The sequence below is a fragment of the Streptomyces sp. NBC_00080 genome (genome assembly GCF_045041255.1).
GTDB lineage: Bacteria > Actinomycetota > Actinomycetes > Streptomycetales > Streptomycetaceae > Streptomyces > Streptomyces coriariae.
On sequence record NZ_CP108235.1, the window covers coordinates 3,190,483 to 3,206,153 of the forward strand.

The 15,671-nt window shown below is 65.2% G+C and carries 21 protein-coding genes; 4 read left to right on the forward strand and 17 right to left on the reverse strand.

Features of this window, described 5'->3' with window-relative positions:
• The first annotated feature begins 352 nt into the window (after positions 1–352).
• Positions 353–1,093 carry a hypothetical protein gene (locus tag OHU34_RS13895; RefSeq protein WP_405766530.1) on the forward strand — a complete coding sequence of 247 codons (741 nt, stop codon included), beginning with the start codon at positions 353–355 and terminating at the stop codon, positions 1,091–1,093.
• A 55-nt stretch (positions 1,094–1,148) separates the two neighbouring features.
• Here the strand turns inward: OHU34_RS13895 and OHU34_RS13900 are convergent, their stop codons facing one another.
• The 11 genes from OHU34_RS13900 to OHU34_RS13950 all read right to left on the reverse strand — a co-directional run bounded on the left by OHU34_RS13900 (position 1,149) and on the right by OHU34_RS13950 (position 8,354).
• Positions 1,149–2,036: a nuclease-related domain-containing protein gene (locus OHU34_RS13900; protein WP_405766533.1), complete on the reverse strand. Its 888-nt coding sequence runs from the start codon at positions 2,034–2,036 to the stop codon at positions 1,149–1,151.
• Between the two features lie 73 nt (positions 2,037–2,109).
• Complete coding sequence (locus OHU34_RS13905; RefSeq protein WP_405766535.1) at positions 2,110–3,483, reverse strand: tyrosine-type recombinase/integrase; 1,374 nt, start codon at positions 3,481–3,483, stop codon at positions 2,110–2,112.
• Positions 3,480–3,650, reverse strand: a complete 171-nt coding sequence (locus OHU34_RS13910; RefSeq protein WP_060900682.1) for an AlpA family transcriptional regulator — start codon at positions 3,648–3,650, stop codon at positions 3,480–3,482. Before OHU34_RS13910 ends, OHU34_RS13905 begins: the two co-directional genes overlap by 4 nt.
• Complete coding sequence (locus OHU34_RS13915; RefSeq protein WP_405766538.1) at positions 3,650–4,972, reverse strand: replication initiator; 1,323 nt, start codon at positions 4,970–4,972, stop codon at positions 3,650–3,652. Before OHU34_RS13915 ends, OHU34_RS13910 begins: the two co-directional genes overlap by 1 nt.
• A gap of 130 nt (positions 4,973–5,102) precedes the next feature.
• Positions 5,103–5,348, reverse strand: a complete 246-nt coding sequence (locus OHU34_RS13920; protein ID WP_230194638.1) for a SpdD protein — start codon at positions 5,346–5,348, stop codon at positions 5,103–5,105.
• A 13-nt stretch (positions 5,349–5,361) separates the two neighbouring features.
• Entirely contained in the window at positions 5,362–5,556 is a 195-nt protein-coding gene (locus tag OHU34_RS13925; protein ID WP_405766581.1) for a hypothetical protein, read from the reverse strand.
• A gap of 9 nt (positions 5,557–5,565) precedes the next feature.
• The gene (locus tag OHU34_RS13930) at positions 5,566–5,757 is read right to left on the reverse strand and encodes a mobile element transfer protein (RefSeq protein ID WP_230194639.1); all 192 of its coding nucleotides are present in this window, start codon (positions 5,755–5,757) and stop codon (positions 5,566–5,568) included.
• Complete coding sequence (locus OHU34_RS13935; protein WP_405766584.1) at positions 5,757–5,948, reverse strand: hypothetical protein; 192 nt, start codon at positions 5,946–5,948, stop codon at positions 5,757–5,759. The genes OHU34_RS13930 and OHU34_RS13935 overlap by 1 nt, the downstream gene beginning before the upstream one ends.
• 19 nt (positions 5,949–5,967) lie before the next feature.
• Positions 5,968–6,603: a DUF2637 domain-containing protein gene (locus OHU34_RS13940; RefSeq protein ID WP_405766586.1), complete on the reverse strand. Its 636-nt coding sequence runs from the start codon at positions 6,601–6,603 to the stop codon at positions 5,968–5,970.
• A gap of 3 nt (positions 6,604–6,606) precedes the next feature.
• The gene (locus OHU34_RS13945; RefSeq protein WP_405766589.1) at positions 6,607–7,992 is read right to left on the reverse strand and encodes an FtsK/SpoIIIE domain-containing protein; all 1,386 of its coding nucleotides are present in this window, start codon (positions 7,990–7,992) and stop codon (positions 6,607–6,609) included.
• 5 nt (positions 7,993–7,997) lie between these two features.
• On the reverse strand, positions 7,998–8,354 hold the full coding sequence (locus OHU34_RS13950) for a hypothetical protein (RefSeq protein ID WP_057603435.1): 357 nt from the start codon (positions 8,352–8,354) through the stop codon (positions 7,998–8,000).
• A gap of 364 nt (positions 8,355–8,718) precedes the next feature.
• Here OHU34_RS13950 and OHU34_RS13955 point away from each other — a divergent pair, with 364 nt between their 5' ends.
• On the forward strand, positions 8,719–8,934 hold the full coding sequence (locus tag OHU34_RS13955; protein WP_405766591.1) for a hypothetical protein: 216 nt from the start codon (positions 8,719–8,721) through the stop codon (positions 8,932–8,934).
• 49 nt (positions 8,935–8,983) lie between these two features.
• Here the strand turns inward: OHU34_RS13955 and OHU34_RS13960 are convergent, their stop codons facing one another.
• The 3 genes from OHU34_RS13960 to OHU34_RS13970 form a co-directional block, all read right to left on the reverse strand.
• On the reverse strand, positions 8,984–9,712 hold the full coding sequence (locus OHU34_RS13960; protein WP_405766593.1) for a GntR family transcriptional regulator: 729 nt from the start codon (positions 9,710–9,712) through the stop codon (positions 8,984–8,986).
• A gap of 83 nt (positions 9,713–9,795) precedes the next feature.
• Positions 9,796–10,233: an ATP-binding protein gene (locus tag OHU34_RS13965; protein ID WP_057603433.1), complete on the reverse strand. Its 438-nt coding sequence runs from the start codon at positions 10,231–10,233 to the stop codon at positions 9,796–9,798.
• Positions 10,234–10,517: 284 nt separating this feature from the next.
• Positions 10,518–11,258 (reverse strand): GntR family transcriptional regulator, encoded by a 741-nt coding sequence (locus OHU34_RS13970; RefSeq protein ID WP_189919728.1) that lies wholly within the window; start codon positions 11,256–11,258, stop codon positions 10,518–10,520.
• Positions 11,259–11,339: 81 nt separating this feature from the next.
• Between OHU34_RS13970 and OHU34_RS13975 the strand changes: the two genes are divergently transcribed.
• The gene (locus OHU34_RS13975) at positions 11,340–12,452 is read left to right on the forward strand and encodes a DUF1152 domain-containing protein (protein ID WP_405766596.1); all 1,113 of its coding nucleotides are present in this window, start codon (positions 11,340–11,342) and stop codon (positions 12,450–12,452) included.
• Positions 12,449–12,706, forward strand: coding sequence for a hypothetical protein (locus OHU34_RS13980; protein WP_405766598.1), 258 nt, complete (start codon positions 12,449–12,451; stop codon positions 12,704–12,706). The genes OHU34_RS13975 and OHU34_RS13980 overlap by 4 nt, the downstream gene beginning before the upstream one ends.
• 214 nt (positions 12,707–12,920) lie before the next feature.
• On the opposite strand, the gene OHU34_RS13985 is transcribed toward OHU34_RS13980, so the two are convergent.
• The 3 genes from OHU34_RS13985 to OHU34_RS13995 form a co-directional block, all read right to left on the reverse strand.
• Complete coding sequence (locus tag OHU34_RS13985; RefSeq protein WP_405766600.1) at positions 12,921–13,649, reverse strand: adenylate/guanylate cyclase domain-containing protein; 729 nt, start codon at positions 13,647–13,649, stop codon at positions 12,921–12,923.
• 12 nt (positions 13,650–13,661) lie between these two features.
• On the reverse strand, positions 13,662–14,168 hold the full coding sequence (locus tag OHU34_RS13990) for a Pycsar system effector family protein (protein WP_405766602.1): 507 nt from the start codon (positions 14,166–14,168) through the stop codon (positions 13,662–13,664).
• Between the two features lie 80 nt (positions 14,169–14,248).
• On the reverse strand, positions 14,249–14,980 hold the full coding sequence (locus OHU34_RS13995; protein ID WP_405766604.1) for an adenylate/guanylate cyclase domain-containing protein: 732 nt from the start codon (positions 14,978–14,980) through the stop codon (positions 14,249–14,251).
• Between the last annotated feature and the right edge of the window lie 691 nt (positions 14,981–15,671).

Genomic DNA, 15,671 nt, shown 5'->3' on the forward strand with positions numbered 1-15,671 from the left:
ACGAGTGAAAGTCCCGTTTGCGTGATCTTGGTGTCTCGTTTCCGCAGGTCAGGCGTGCAATGCAGCACTAGCTGATCACGCCCTCCGGAGCCGTGTGCGCAGGTTCGAATCCTGCCGGGGGCACCTTGGATTAGGTGCCCCAAGACCCCGCCACCAGCGCTTTCGCTGAGGACGGGGTCTTGGCGTATGTGCAGGCAAATGCAGCCCGAAGCCGCCCTATGTCGAGGTCTGTGGACGAGGCGTGGACGGGATCTTGGAGCATCGCCGCAGGTCGCCGACTACTTCCGACGACAGGCGACTAGCACGCCCCCAGCCGTGAAGTCTGCGGCGCCCGACTGCTTAGATCGCTGGCATGACGGACTGGTCGCAGCTCAACCACGCCTACGGCACGGCAGAAGACATTCCCGGTCTGCTCGAAGCGGTGAGCCAAGCCCCGAACGATTCAGACTGGACCGAGCTCTGGTCCCGACTGTGCCATCAGGGCACCGTCTACTCAGCAAGCCACGCGGCCTTGCCGGCTCTACGAGACATGGCGCGCCAGTGGTCGCCTGCGGACAGACAGCAACCACTCTTGCTGGCCGGCGCCATCGCGGCCAGTACTGACCAGCCATACGGCGAGCAAGATCCCCACGTGGCCTACGCCTCGGAGATGTCCGATCTGCTGCGACTGACTGAGGAAGCTCTTCGGGATCCGAGCCTCAGCGATGACCCCGGAACTTATGTCTACTTGCTCGCCGCACTACTCGGCTTCGAAGATGTCGCGGTTTGGGGCGAACAACTCGACGGCCTGAACGATGACGAGTACGAAGTGCCCTGCCCCGCGTGTGGCGCCGAGAACTTCATAGCCTTCGGTGAGTACGGCTTCTTCTCGACCACAGACAGCATGTACATGAACGAGACCGCGGCAAAGAAGATCCCTCTTCAGCCTGCAGACTCCTCAGCGCTGGAGGGCCTTGCCCAAAAACTGCACAGTCGCGCGCTCGCCGACAACCAGGCCGATGTCGCGGGCAAGTTGACTTATCTTTTCGGCAAGGCGCAATGCGCCGAGTGCGACGCTGTCTTCAGCGTCGCAGATGCCATTGCAACACGCTGAAACAGGTGAACCACTCCCCCCCAGGTATGACTGACACCTCGTTGAGACGGGCGGCTCAGGCCTGGCTCCAAGCCTGTCGATGGCGAGCGACGCTGTACACCTGCTCGACCTGCTCGGCCGTCAGCACCCCGGAGAGTGGCGCCAGTGCCGCCACCTGACGCTCCTGGTACACGCGCACGCTGAGCTGTGTGGCAACCACCTTCAGATCGGTCACGCCGACGAAGACGAGCACGGGCTCCACCGGTACGGGAAAGTTGCAATAGCGCTCAAGCACTCGAGCTACTCGCTTCGCTTCCGCCCGGCTCTTGCGCGCGTAGGGCGCCGACTTTCCGCGATTGACCTTCACGGAATCGTCGCCGACCCATACAGCCTTTTTGTGGTGGTGCTTGGTGTTGATGCTGAACACGCCGCCGGGCCCGACCAGCAAGTGATCGACGTCCACCTTGTCGGCCAGGGGGATGGAATGCAGGACCCGCCAGCCGTGACGCACCAAACGGTTCAGCTCGGCTCCCACTCTCCTCTCCCCCGCCAGTCCCTTGCGCCAGGAGTCCCACTCTGTGCGACGCCGCAAGAGCTGTGAGACGAGCCGCTCAATCAGACCCACCCCGGATTTGTCGAGCAGGTCCCGGAGGGACTCACCAGGGCGGTTGGTGGACAGGTCGTCGGCCGACGTCAACGGCGGCAGCATGGGGCGCATTTCAGCCTCAGGTGCCCCCTGCGGCATGACCGACTCGGAGTCGTTCCGTAAGTGGCGTGTCAGCACGGCAACCACGTCGTCGCGATACTCGGCGACCAGGACCGTGATGTCCCCCGTCCTAACGTCCGCCCAGCCAACCGCGGTGCCATCCGGCAGGTTCGCGTACAGACGATCCTGTCCGTACCGCTTCCAGCGCGTCACCCTCAGCTCCACGAGCCCCCCTCGTCCGCTCTCGGCTCGAAGCATCGCAGCAGGTAGCGCTCAAAACGAGAGAGGCCCCGGACAAGATGCCCGGGGCCTCGGTGGGGTGCAGGGTGTCTCACTCGTACTCGCGCAGAAGGTCCTCGATACGCCGGTTGGCGACGTCCTGCCGTCCGTCGAGGCACTTCGCGTAGCGGGTCAGCAGCACCTCGACGCTGTTGCCGGCGCGCTCAGCGACCTCGGTCGGGTCGACGCCGGCGTTGAGCCACGTGGACAGTGCGGAGTGACGGAGGTCGTACGGCCGACTCGCGAGCGGCGAGGAGGCGGCGGCCGGCGGGAGCGCGAGGAGCCGGGCCTCTTGCCAGACGCGGTAGTAGGTGGAGGACGGGACGACCGAGCCCTTCTCGCTGAAGAAGAGGCGCCCGTCGTCCGCCGTACCAAAGGTGGCCAGGTGCTCACGGAACACGGCGACGAGGTGAGGCGGAATAGGTACCCGCCGGACGTCCTCGGTCGGCCGGTTCTTCAGCCCGCGGTCATCGTGGGTCTCCCCAGAATCGGTCCACTGCTTGCCGACCGACGGGCGCGTTCGGTGAAGCACCGCCGAGCCCCAGCCCTGTTCGGGGAGGATCAGGTCCGTCTCCGCGAGGCCGACCGCTTCAGCCGGCCGGAGGCCACCGAAGTACATCGCGGCGAACAGACCCACGAGACGACGGCCGCGGGCACGTCGGTATCCGCCCACGTAGGAGACGGCCGCCAGGAGGTTGCGAGCCTGCTCCGGGTTGGCGACTACGCGCGGGTCCACCTGATTGGACACCTTCGGTTTCTGCCAGCGAACCGCAGTGATGGGGTTCTCGCGCAGCTCCCCCAGGTCGACCGCGTAGTTCGCGGCATTGACGAGCGTCCGACGCTTGCGCCGCACGGTCTCTGCCGCTGCCGCCGTACCGTCGAGCTTGAGCTTCAGCGAGTCGAGGACCGCGCGGGCCGTGGCGGGCTCAGCAAGATCGGCGAGCGGTCGGGAGGCCTTGGACACCCAGTGCAGAACGTTCCGCACGTCGTCCGGGACTTCCCGATCGTCGGGCCCCGGCAACACGAAGGCCCAGTTGCGCAATGCTTTGCGGATCACCTCATCGGACGGCCGTCCGGCACGCTCGTCGAGGAGCTCCAGCGTCACGCTGGTGAGGGATTCATTGATGCCGTCCCTCGTATTGGGGGCGGCATGGGGCCACTTCATGGCGAGGTATCTGAGGGCGAAGGCGTACCAGGACACGGCCGACTTCTTCTCTTCCAGCGAGGCCGGAAGGCCCGACTCGGTGTCGAACTCTTCACCGTCGCGCATCGCTCGCATGAGCTTCGTGCGGAAGTGGTCGGCGAGCGCCTTCGTGCGGAATGACTCCGAGAGCACGTTGCCGGCAACGGACCAGCGGACACCGTACGAGGGCGTTTTGGTGTCCCGCTTGCGAACCGCCCAGACCTTCACGTCAAGGGACTTCACGCCGCTGCCTCCAGCTGTCGAAGCCACGTGGTGAAGTCGCTCCGCCACACCCGGAGCTCTCCGTTGGGCAGCTTGAACGCGGCCGGCCCGTATCCCAGCTCCCGCCAGCGGTAGAACGTCCGGCGAGAGACGCCGCCCAGCTCGTCCAGGACCTGGCGAACGGTCATCAGCTCGTCTCGACGGGCGTCCACGTCGGTTCTCCTTCCGTTCCGGGGGCGGGTTCGAGGGATGCAGCCAGCCAGGCTTCGGCGCGGGAGAGACCTGTTCCGGCGAACACCCAGTGGCCGAGGACGAGGGTCGATTCCGTGGGCTCTGCCTCGACGGCCGGAGCAGCTTGTGCGCGTCGCCATTCGGCGCGGGCGTCGCGGAGTGCGCCGAGAGTGGTCGAGTAGCGGCGGGACTTGGTGGAGAAGTGGCCGCGAAAGCCGAGCATGTGAGCCCATGCCCGTAGTCGGAGCTCGGCGAGTTCAGGGCGTGCGCCGAGGGACCAGGCGACGCGGATCATGCGTCGGGCGTGGTCTGAGATGCGCGCTTGGGCGAGTTCGGCGAGGAATTTGAGTGGGCGGTCGAGCGTGCCGGTCGCCGTCTCGGCACCCTTGGTCGCGTACTTCGCGATGTAGGACGCTACGGCTCGTTCGGTGAGCTCCTGGCCGTCGTCGAAGTCGGCGGATCGGATCGTGCGGACGTCGAGTTGGCGGCCGAAGGCGAAGGCGTGTGCGCGTCCGTCGACGGTCGGGCCCTCGACGCGAGCGGCGGTGGCTGCGGCCTGGATGGCGTCCGTCAGGAGCTCTGCCGTCGCCCAGGTGGGCGGTGCCGTGTCGCCGCCTTCCGGGCCGTCGATGCGGATGACCGCGTGGAAGTGCACTGCACCGCGCTTCTGATACTCGGCGACCTTCGCAAAGGAGACGCGTGCGTGGTCGCGGAAGGTGCGTTGGGTGAGGCCGGCGCGCTTGGCCGTCTCCCGGCGGAGGTAGATGGAGAAGCGCCGCCAGAGGTGCCCGGCGTGGGCGTTCCAGAGCACGGCTGCTTCGTAGTCGTACCGGTCCGGGTCGAGGGGCGTGCCTAACGAGTTGTCGTTCTCGTCGTGGTGGGCACCGCAGCGGCAGGGGCGTCCGTCGGTGCGGCGGTTGTGGACGGGGCCGAAGCCGGGTGCGGTGAAGGTGGCGAAATCGCGCGGGTGGGTGGCGACCTGGTGCGAGGTGCCTTTGCCGCCGCGTAGTCCGGCGGTGATCAGGTGGTAGGTGTCGCGGCGGTAGGTCTCGGCGCAGGCCGGGCATCGGGTCGCGCGGCGGTTGTTGCAGCGGACGAGGAGTTGGCCGGCCGGGAGGGCGGTCGAGTCGAGGTGGTGCAGGGTGCGGCCGATCTCTCCGGTTGTCGTGGCGACGGCGTATTCGGTGCGGTGGCCGTCGAGGCGGACAGGGTGGGTGCAGCCGCCCAGGCCGGAGAGTTGGCGGGCCAGCTCAGGCATGGTGCCGAGAGAGGCCAGCATGGAGAGTTCCGCCAGCGGGGGCGGAGTCTGCCGGGTAATGATGGGTGTTCCTTTCGGCTGTTTCGGCGGTTGGGAGGGACGGCCCCGGGGCGGCGGGATGCTTGGCGGCGTTTGCCGCCCCGGCGGCCGGTCAGCGCCTGTTGGCGTTGTTCAGGAGCGAGCGCAGGACCACGGCAGAGATGGCCACGGAGATGGCCGTGATGGCGACCGCCGCCAGGAGCGCGGTGAGGACGACACCGCCGACCAGGACAGCGGCCACCGGGCCCGCGTAGGGGCTGAGCGAGCGGCCGGCCCTGGGCGCCGGGTCGTGATGCTGCTCGTGGTGAGTCAAGGCCGACGGCGGAACAGGAACGTCGGGCAGCTTGGGGCGGAACATGACGGAGCTCCTTTCAGCGGTTGTCGCCGTTGACGACGCCGACCCCGGAGCGGGTGCCGGACCCGATGGCGGGGGCGAGGAAGGTGTGCGAGAGCCAGAAGCCGAACAGGGCGATCACGATGGCGACCCACATGCGGACTCCCAGGAACTTGATCGCGGCCCAGGCGATGACGCCCAGGACGAAGACGAGCGGGAGCGAGACGGTCACGGGATCTCCTCAGCGGACGCGGCAGCGGTGGGTGCGGGCAGCGAGCTCGGCGGCGGCGCGGGTGTCGAAGTCGTTGGAGAAGCCGCAGCGCGGGGCGGTGCAGACGGCGGTGTGCTTCTCGCGCCCGCGGCCGTCGTAGGCGGTGCCGACCTGGACGGGTCCGATGCGGACGACGTTGCGGAAGCGGCGGTTGGCGGGCATCAGGGGAGCTCCACAGGGTTCTCGCCGGTGAAGTCGGCGACGTGGTCGGCAAGCCAGCGCAAGATCTCGTCGCCCTCGTAGCTGTCGGCGGTGAGAATCACCGGTTCGGCGATGAGCACGGCTTCGGTGAGGCGGTTCTGTCGGGTCAGCTCGGCGGCACGCTTAAGCGCGCGGAGCGTGGACGGACGCAAGGTGGAAAGTCCTCCGGAGTCAGGCGAGTTGGGCGGCGATGGCTTCGGCGAGCGGGAGCGGTACACCGAGCCGAGTGCGAAGGGTCGGGGTGTCGATGTCCGTCCCGGTCCGGGTCCGGTGGTCGTCGGCGACCTTGCGAGCGAGGGCGACGAGCGCGGGCGGGACAGGGGCGGCGGAGGGCGGTGCGGCCTGTTGTGGGTCGGCGGCGGGCAGCGCAGGGGCGGTATTCGTGACTGGCGTGGCCGGCACCTCGTCCTGATCCGGGGCCGGCACCTCGTCGCGGTCCGGGGCCGGGGCACCGTGCGCGAGGAGCGTTCCTCCGAGGAAGGCAACCGCGGGCCACCCGGCGACGAGGATGCGCAGCCAAGCCGGGACGTCCCCGAGGTCGAGCAGGCCGGCCGTGGCGACGTTCGCGCCCAGCGACGCGACCAGGGCGACGACGAACCAGCACCAGCCGGCGGCTTTCGCCGCACCGGAGCGCAGCCGTCGCCAGGCCGCGACGAGGAGCAGGTCAACGCTGATCGGGTAGGCCCACGCCTTCCAGCCGTCCTGTCCGGCCGCCGCAGCGAGGTCGTGCAGGTGGGCGAAGGAGAGCGCGGCGGCGATGGCCGCTTGGACCAAGACGGGGTCGATGCGGATGCGGTGGGTGCGCATCGCTCAGTCCTCCGGCGTGGAGGAGGCGAGATGCGCGGTGGGTACCGGTTGGGGGCTGTCGAGGACTACGGGCGGGACGTACGGCCGGAACGGCGTGAGCGCCGCAACGTCCGGAGCGAGGTGAGCCGTGTCCCGGCAGGTGGCCGCAGCGGCGGCGAGGGAGAGGTACGGAGTACGGATGCGGGACCAGCCGCCTGAGGTGTCACCGGCCACGGCCAGGCCCGGCAGCTCGGCAGGGATGGCGCAGGAGGCATCGACCGCTTCGGGGGCGATGTCGCCGAGGGCCATCTTGGCCGAGGCTTCGTCGTTGACGCGGTGGCAGACACGGCCGGTGAGCTGGGCCCGCAGCATGGTCGCGCCCTTGCCCAGTTCGGCGCCGAAGCGCTGCCCGCAGACCTCCAGGTAGATGCCGGCCGCGCGGCCCAGCTGGGCGAGGCGGATGAGGTGGGTGACCATCTCGTCTCGGCGTTCCTCGTCCTTGCGGGTCGCGACGAGGAAGAGCTCGGCCACCTCGTCGACGAACAGCACGACGGGTACCGGGCGTTCGCTCTCGGGCAGGCCCCAGATGTCGGAGGTGATCTCCTCGTCGGGCATGCCGGGGGCGATCCCCTGTCGAGCCTTGATCAGGTCGTATCGGTCCTCCATTTCCTTGACCAGGACCGGGAGCAGCTCGGCGGCCTCTCCCGGATCGGTCGCCAGCGCGGCAAAGCGGGAAGCGAACGGAGCCAGCTCCACGCCCCGCTTGCAGTCGACGCCGACCAGGGCGACGGACTGCCGGGCAAGCCCGGTGATCAGGTTCCGCAGGTACATGGACTTGCCCGACAGCGTTGCGCCGAGGACGAGTTCATGCGGAACGGCGCGGTAGTCACGTAAGAACGCCGTGGCGTCCTCCCGCAGCGCCACCGGCACCTTGAGGAACCCGCCCTCAATCCGTCGGGGCATCCGGACCTTGCGCAGGACGTCGAAGCCGATGAGCCGCAGTTCGACGACACCGGGCTTGACGTCCTTCACGTACACGCCGTGGACGCCCCAGGCATGGCGGAGCCGTTCCGCCGAGGCGGCGACGTCGGCGGGTTCCTGCCCCGGAGCGAGGCGGAGCCGGACGCGCAGGCCGGTCGTAGTGGGCCGGATGATGCCCCGCCGAGGCGGGACCGGACGGATCTCCCGTCGGCTGGTCGCCTTGATGGCCAGCACCCGCAACCGGGACGGCGCGACAGTCAGGCCGCAGGCGTCCATGGTCGAGGAGTACGAGGCCAGCAGCCGGGCCACCGAGACCGGCAGCCCGACCGTGGACCAGTACGCGGCCGGGTTGGCGTGCCGGACGTAGGCCGCGCCGCCTATCGCAGCGAGCGGTGCACCCAGCTCGGCCAACGTGATCAGGTCCGTCACGACGATCAGCCCGCCTGAGCGACCGGGACCGGGAAGGCACCCGGCGCGATCGCGGTGGCGCGGTAGGCGATGCCGTGCCGCTGCTGGCCGTTGAACACGCTCTCCCACGGCCGGGCGATGAGCCCCGGCAGGGACACCGGAGCGCCGACGGTCAAGCCCTCCGTCACACCGCTTTCGGGAACTGTGACCTGGATGAGCGACGAGTCCCCCTCGTCGATGAAGACGACGCCGACGGTCATCAGCGCCTCACCGCTCACGGCGTCCTTGGCAATCTCACCGGTCTGCCGGTCACGCACCTTCGGTGCCGGCGCTTCGGTGAGCAGGATCGTCGCGGTCGAGGCGTCAACGCGGATCACACGCACAGAGATTTCTCCTTTGGAGTCGACCAACTCGCCACCTGACAAGTTGACTTAGCAAGTTCGAAGTTAGAGATGCCAGGTTGACTTGTCAAGTGATTCCCGTGCCCGTCAACGAGCGTCACCAGCACCGCGAGCGCACCATGAAGCCAGCCGGCACAGAGGAGGGCGGGACATGGGCCGACGACGCCGTGCACAAGATCCACAGCAATGGGATCCACGCAACTCGCAAGGGTCCACACCGCCACCGAACGCTTGGCCGACACCGCCACAGGGGCCCCCGCCAAGCAGTCCCTACCAGGGCGGGACGCCACCTCAGCCGAAGAAGCGACGACGCGTCTTCCTGTGGCTCTTCCTTGCCGTCCAGCTCTTGTTCCTGATCTGGGTGATCACGGGTGCTTCGACCGCCAGCGGCACCCCCGAAGACTGCCGAAGCCGGACAGGCGACGCCCTGAAACTGTGCGAGGACGCGAGCGAGGTCGGAACAACAATCGGCGTGGGCCTCACCATCGGCCTATGGGCGGCCGTCGACGTCATCCTCGGCTTCACATACGTGGTCTACCGGCTCGCCAGCCGACGCACCTGAGACGAGCCACCGCACTACGCAGCACATGTGGCCCGCGCATCCGGACAGCTCAGCCGAGTCGGTAGGTATCTTCGAGTTCCTGCCCATCAGCAGGAAGCAGCACGTCAGAGACCTGCAAAGCCTGGCCGGACGCGTCGCGGGCGACGACCAGGACGCTGAGGACGGGCACGCCATCAGGCAGGCCGAGGAGCTCGGCCTCACCGGCATCCGGCATCCGGGCCGAGACGCGCTCCGTCACATGGTCGAATCGGACCTTCTTCCGGCCCTCAAGGTGTTCTCGGACGCCGACGCCCAGCGGTTCGGAGTTCCCGAGCTCAGTGCCTTCGACGAGGCCAGGCGGGAAGTACGAGGACGCGAGTTCAACAGCCTCGCCATCCACCTCGACCAGGAATCGGCGCATCAGGACCTTGGCCCGCTTGGGTAGCCCGAGCACGGAGGCGACACGCGCCGGAACCGGCACCTGGCCCACTAGAACCAGGCGTCCAGGAGTCCGCGACTCATCCCGCTCCAGCACTTCGCGCCCGCGGCGTTCCTTCTGCTCGACGTCGGCCGGCCGTCCGCGCACGATGGTGCCGTAGCCCTGCCGGGACTCGATCCAACCGTCTCGTTTCAGCAGCTCAAGGGCGCGCACGACGGTAGGGCGGGACATTCCGAACGCCTGGACCAGCTGATTTTCACTGGGGACCTTCGTGCCCGGCGGGTACGTGCCGTCCTCGATGCGCTGCTGGATCGTCTGCGCGAGGCGTACGTACTTCGGCGCCTCTACTTCATACGCCATGCACGCCGCCCGTCAGGATTGGCCAAGTCAACTGGTCAACCAGACTAGCGACAGTGCATATAGAAAAGAACCCGGCTCCCCCTTCAGGTCGGCCAGGCATCGGCCATCACGAAGGAGACGACCGTCCCGCCGAAGCGACTGGGCCCCGAGTGCCAGGACTCAGCGATGGAGTCGACGAGGAGCAGTCCGCGCCCGTGCGCGTCGACAGCGTCAGGCTGCCGCAGCCTCACCCTGGCCGGGAAGCCGGCATTGTGCACCTCGACCTTGAGCGAGGCCCCGTCCCGGAACCACTCCACCCGGACACGCCACACCTCATCCGACCGCCCGTAGACGATGGCGTTGGTCACGAGTTCCGAGATCATCAGTACGCAGTCGTCGACCGAACAGGCCGGGTTGTACGGGGCGATGAACTTCCGGAACCAACGCCTGGCCAGGTGCACGGACTCGGCGACGGGATACAGGGTCATCGCCCCGAGTCGCGGCGAGTCCTCAGAGGGATAGCGATCGATCGTAAAGGCCATCCGTGCTCACTCCTTGCCGCTGCCGTCACAGTCGAGGCAGCGCCGTTTCGATGCGGCACGGGCACGGTCGTTGACGGTGGACAGCGCCAGGGCCGTGCGCGAGCTGACGCGTTTCCAGCCCCGCCCACGGCATCCTCGGCAAGCTAAGTGCGCGCCTTGCTCCGGCCGCTGACCCGTCACAACGTGCCCCCTTCATGAAGTGGCCTTAGCCACTTAATGGATAGTGGCATTAGCCACTCACGCTGCGCAAGCGAAACTGCCAAATGACGATCCATCAAGTGCGCTCAGGTGAGGGGGTAGCCCTGCTCGAACGCCCAGCGCTGCGGCGGGTACGTGGCTTCGGCGAACTCCAATGGCCGGTCCTGGAGGTCGAAGACGACGTGGTGCACAATCAAGACCGCTGATCCAGAGTCCAGTTGCAGGTCTGCCGACTCCTCATCCGTCGCCTGCCGGGCGCACATCCGGTCTTCCGCGTAACTCCCCTGCCGCCCCGTCATGTTCTCGACGTACATCAGGGTGCCCTCCTGGATCCGCTCCGGCTCCAAGAGCTTGGGCGCCCGCTGCCCGACGTCAGGCGCGAACCACGAGGTGGACAGGGTGATGGGCCCGTCCTGGTTGTTCGTCACGCGCCGACGGTGCACGGCCCGCCGATCCTTCACCAGGCCCAGCGCCTCAGCGACGTGATCCGGAGCATCCAACCAGCCGGCCGAGGTGATGACCGCGTACTCACCAGGGGTGTAGATCTTCCCCGTCTGCCGCGCCCGCCCATACAACTCCCTTGCCCGACGGTTCACTTCGAGGCTGCGCACGTACGTGCCAGAGCCCTGCCGCTTCTCGACGAGCCCCTGGTTGCTCAGCGCCTCCAACGACCGCGCGGCCGTCGGCCTGGACACCTTCCAGTTCGTCGCAAGCTGCCTCTCCGAGGGCACCTCGTCGCCCGGCCTGAGGTCGCCTCGAAGGATCTGATCGCGGATGTAGTGAGCGATCTGGAGATACTTCGGTTGCGCCTCTTCGATCTGAGGCATGTCCCCTCCTCGTCCAAGTGGCTATGGCCTCTAGCCACTATAGGGTGAGTGGCCAGACCCCGAACCCGTAATGTTGCGCACATGACGCGGTTGATCGTCGCAGCAGGAGGAGGGGGCGACGCGGTCGCCTCCGCAATGCTTGACGCCGCCTTGTACGGCGACGACGACCAGGCGGTGATCCTCACCTACGCGTGGGACCGCCTGTTGGTCGACCCGATCCCAGGCCCCCGCGGCCCCGCCGACTTCACGGGACTCGAACCACTCACCCCGTCTGTCTGGTCGGTGCCGGCCGAAGCCCGCCCGATCGCTCCAGCAGGCTCCACACTCCCTCGGCTCGCCGCAGAGCTCCCGCACACCTTCGCCCTGATCGATCCGCATCACGGCGTCCAAGGCGTCACGCGCCAACTCCAAGAGCTGATCAGTCACTTGAGGCCGGACTCAATCGACCTCCTGGACGTGGGAGGTGACATCCTCGCGCGAGGCGATGAGCCCACGCTCAAGAGCCCGCTTGCCGACGCTCTGACTCTGGCCGCGTGCTGCCAGGTGAACGCCCCCGTGCGGCTCCTGGTCGCAGGCCCCGGCCTGGACGGTGAACTTCCACTTGACGAGGTACGCAGCCTGGTTGGCCCCCTCGTCCACACCTTCACCGCGAAGGACACTGAGTCGATCAGCGCAGTCCTGGAGTGGCACCCGTCCGAGGCAACCGGGATGCTCGCCGCAACAGCCCGAGGGATACGCGGCGTCTGCGAAGTGCGGGACGCCGGACTGCCCATCCCACTCACGGACGCCGGCCCGACGGTCCACGAAATCGACCTGGACGACGCCCTGCACCGCAACGAGCTGGCCCGCGCCATCCTCTCGACCACAACCCTGGACGAGCTCGAGGCGCACAGCCGCGAGGTCTGCGGCTACTCGGAAATCGACTACGAGCGCAACAAGGCCACCTGGCTCAAGGACCAGCCAACGGTGAAGCTCGATCCTGACATTGTGATGCCCCAGCTCGACGAGTTCGAGAACGAGGCTCGAAGCCGCGGAGTCACCCACACCACGTTCCGCCGGCTCACCGAAGCTTTGGGCATGCCCGGCAGCCAGCGCGAAGACCTCCGGGCCCTGCTCATCCATAGGCGACCGGAGCGATACGCAGCGCCCCTCTGGGAGCTGTCAGCCGTTGAGGACGAGACACGACCACGATGAGCGTCTTCAGGAGCGATCTCAGCCTGGATGCACGGGACGCCACCGGCACCGGGGCGGAAACCGACGTGGCCCTGAATCTGGCGACCGGCAACATCAGGTTGTCGATCCTCTGGACGCAAGAAATCCAGCTCTCAGCCGACGACGCCGACCAGGTAGCCGAGGCACTCCAGCGAGCAGCCGCGGAATCCCGAAGCCTTGCGATGACCAAGGAAGCTCAAGCCACCGAGGACCCGTCAGGCCCACCAGGAGCCTGAGTTACAACCTTCTTCACGGGTTCAAGTGCGGCTCGCTCCGCTCCCCGCGCGCGGCCCGGCCCCCGGCCGGGCCTGCGCTCCTGTCTCCGCCCCGCTCCAGCCCGGCCGGCGCCCGTGCCGCGCCCATAGCAAGCGGCCTCTTTCCTTTGCAAATTAGCATGTTACGACAGAGGGCAGTTACCTCTATTGCTCCATGGAGCCCTCTTGGGGCGTTTCACTTGCAGTTTTCCTTATACCAGTCTTCCATAGCCACATTAACGACATCGGCGGTGTAGCACTCATAGTTCCAACTGCGCTCCACTAGCTTTTTGTTTTCCTCTTTCAAATTGCATTGGAAATTCTCGTCGAGCATGATGGGTGGCACCATGAAGCCAGAGCTACCCTTCGCCGCAAGCTTAGCCGCCTTATTCACCACGTCTCCCATATAGACAATGTCGGAGATCCCGCTACCACTATAGCCAGCCTTAATCATCAGAGCTCTACCGTAAGCCGCCCCGATTCCGACCGCAATGGGATCACTGTAACCTGCTTTAGCTAGCTTGTAGTTAAGCACCTTGATCAGACTGTTGCAGCGCGCAATCATTGCGAAGACGTCGTCAATATGACTCTTATTGGGTGTGTTGAATACGGCCCACACGCCGTCACCAACAATATTAACCTCCCTAGCTTGCTCACTTCCGTTCATGATTGCCACCATCTCGGAAATGTAGGCCCGATACAGTTTGGCCAACTTCGGTCGCTTGTACTTTTCCGGCAAGCTCGATGACTTGCGAATATCGGCGAACACGGCGGTACATTGAGCGTAAAAGCCGTTGCTGTAGGTCAGCTTGTCTCTGTCAGGAAGTTCGTGTGTTTCTTCATAGTTTCCGGCAGGTGCTGACAAGATATCGTCAATGCGCGAAAAGCTAGAGACGTAGTTATAGGGCTTGTGATTGCTATCCATCTCTCCTGCTTTCTATTTCACATAGAGCACCACTGCCGTAGCGGCAAGCGCGGGGAGCGCTAGGAGAAGACTCATCAAGCCGTAATTCCCCCAGCGGTACTTATCTCGCGCAACGTGCGCATTAGCCCAAATCTGTGCTGCAATTTCAGCCACAAGCAACTCAGAATCTGCCGTCAAAGCCTTCAATTGCTCAACATACGGTGCACTCCCCAACTGGCGCACGTGCTTCCGCGCAATATGGTGGTAGTAGAGAGAGCTCGTCGGTTCTTCCTGAGATCGCAATCGTGGCCGTAGTGCAATACCTGCACAAGTAGCTGCAACCGCAGCAAAGAAGGCACACGTAATCACGCAGGCCGAGTCCAGGCAGCCTAGCTTTTTCTCATCCTTGATGAGGTTGTACAAAATAGTCGCGACAACTCCGGAAGCCGCGATAGTTGAAGCCGCCTTAGTTTCCGCATGCTTGATCCAATCAACCACCAACGAGAGAGCTTTCCAAGCCTGATCCGGGTTGGTGATCAATTCTGGTGTCACAGTCTGCCTGCCGCCGAACCGACCAAATCTCGACAACGGAACACCTCCGCAATGAGTCAGAACATTATCTATTTACAGTTTTGCTCGAACCACGACTCCATGCTCGAATTCACTACATACCCATGCCAGCATCCGCGTTGACTATTCCAACGCAGAAGCTTTTTGTTGTCCTCCGTGAGGTTCTCATAGAACAATTCGGAGACCATTACTGGCTCATCCGAGTGAGTCTTATTTCCGTGAGCTGCAAGTTTAGCTGAATGGTTAACCACGTCACCCATGTAAACTACATCATGCAAACCACTACCACTGTATCCGGCTTTGATCATAAGAGCGCGTCCGTACGACATGCCGAGACCCACCGAAATTGAGTTGATGCTTCTTCGCTGCAATTCGTAGTTGAGCACTTGAATCATCGAGTTGATGGTGTACGCGATACGGAACACGTCGTTGATGTCTCGAGCGCTCGGCGTGTTATAAACAGCCCAGGCTCCATCGCCAACGATGTTTACTTCACGACAGTACGGATCACTGTTCATGATGGCCACAACCTCACTCACATAAGCCCGGTAGAGCCGAGCAAGTGTCGGTCGCCTGTATTTTGAAGGAAGCTTCGAAGATTCCCGAATATCAACAAACAAAGCTGAACAGTAAGCGTAGAATCCGTTCGAATATGTAAGTCGGTCTCGATCGGGAAGTGAATCCACCTCGCTGTAATTCACATCCGACTGATTCAATATCTGGCGAATTCGAGAAGCACTCGCTACGTGATCGTAAGGCTTGAAGTTACTGTCCATATCCACCGCCCATGATTACTTAATCGGATGATCCGCACCGGATGGCGCAGGTTAGGGTTGGCTTCCCTAAATAGGCTTCTTAGCTTGTCCTGTACCTCAAACAGACGCTAGCAGCGGGTTATGACAATCGGCCTCGATATGCGTGATTAGCGCCTACTCCGAGCCCTAGAGGTTGAGGAGTCGCACGCTGGACTCACGGGCCGGCCGTCCCGGACTAGCCTGACCGACGACACAAGCCGGTAGCGTGGCCGTGGCCGGTGGGGGTGCAGCGAGGCACACGCGCGCCTGGTAGCTCGACGCACCCGCCGTCGTGGCTGGCTGTCGTCGGCTGAGGTTCGTGCCACTGCCGTGCCAGATGCAGGGGTCAGCCACGGTCAACGAGAGTGTCTAGCGGTTGAGTTACTGGGTGTCACACCAGTCATCGAAGCCCCAGGTCACTGGCCCTACGCCCCCGCCTCTCTCCTAAAGCGGTGGTCGGCTTCTGGCTACGTTTCCTAGCACGATGCCGGCCCCCGCGTCGTTGTCCTCAGACTTGCAGCGCGCTGCCGGGCATAGTCGTCGAGGCCGCTGCCGGGTGCATGTAGACCTTCGAACGCGCCTGTTGAATCGGTCGAGCAACACCCGCTGGACGGGGTCCGCGCTTGGATACTCCTGGCTGCCGAGTGGCTTGCCTCTGATGAGGCCGAGTGCCTGCTCC

Coding starts and splice junctions, on each gene's coding strand:
- OHU34_RS13895 (WP_405766530.1), top strand. CDS start 353: ATGACGGACTGGTCGCAGCTCAACCACGCCTACGGCACGGCAGAAGAC.
- OHU34_RS13900 (WP_405766533.1), bottom strand. CDS start 2,036: ATGCTTCGAGCCGAGAGCGGACGAGGGGGGCTCGTGGAGCTGAGGGTG.
- OHU34_RS13910 (WP_060900682.1), bottom strand. CDS start 3,650: ATGACCGTTCGCCAGGTCCTGGACGAGCTGGGCGGCGTCTCTCGCCGG.
- OHU34_RS13915 (WP_405766538.1), bottom strand. CDS start 4,972: ATGCTGGCCTCTCTCGGCACCATGCCTGAGCTGGCCCGCCAACTCTCC.
- OHU34_RS13920 (WP_230194638.1), bottom strand. CDS start 5,348: ATGTTCCGCCCCAAGCTGCCCGACGTTCCTGTTCCGCCGTCGGCCTTG.
- OHU34_RS13930 (WP_230194639.1), bottom strand. CDS start 5,757: ATGCCCGCCAACCGCCGCTTCCGCAACGTCGTCCGCATCGGACCCGTC.
- OHU34_RS13940 (WP_405766586.1), bottom strand. CDS start 6,603: ATGCGCACCCACCGCATCCGCATCGACCCCGTCTTGGTCCAAGCGGCC.
- OHU34_RS13960 (WP_405766593.1), bottom strand. CDS start 9,712: ATGGCGTATGAAGTAGAGGCGCCGAAGTACGTACGCCTCGCGCAGACG.
- OHU34_RS13965 (WP_057603433.1), bottom strand. CDS start 10,233: ATGGCCTTTACGATCGATCGCTATCCCTCTGAGGACTCGCCGCGACTC.
- OHU34_RS13970 (WP_189919728.1), bottom strand. CDS start 11,258: ATGCCTCAGATCGAAGAGGCGCAACCGAAGTATCTCCAGATCGCTCAC.
- OHU34_RS13975 (WP_405766596.1), top strand. CDS start 11,340: ATGACGCGGTTGATCGTCGCAGCAGGAGGAGGGGGCGACGCGGTCGCC.
- OHU34_RS13980 (WP_405766598.1), top strand. CDS start 12,449: ATGAGCGTCTTCAGGAGCGATCTCAGCCTGGATGCACGGGACGCCACC.
- OHU34_RS13985 (WP_405766600.1), bottom strand. CDS start 13,649: ATGGATAGCAATCACAAGCCCTATAACTACGTCTCTAGCTTTTCGCGC.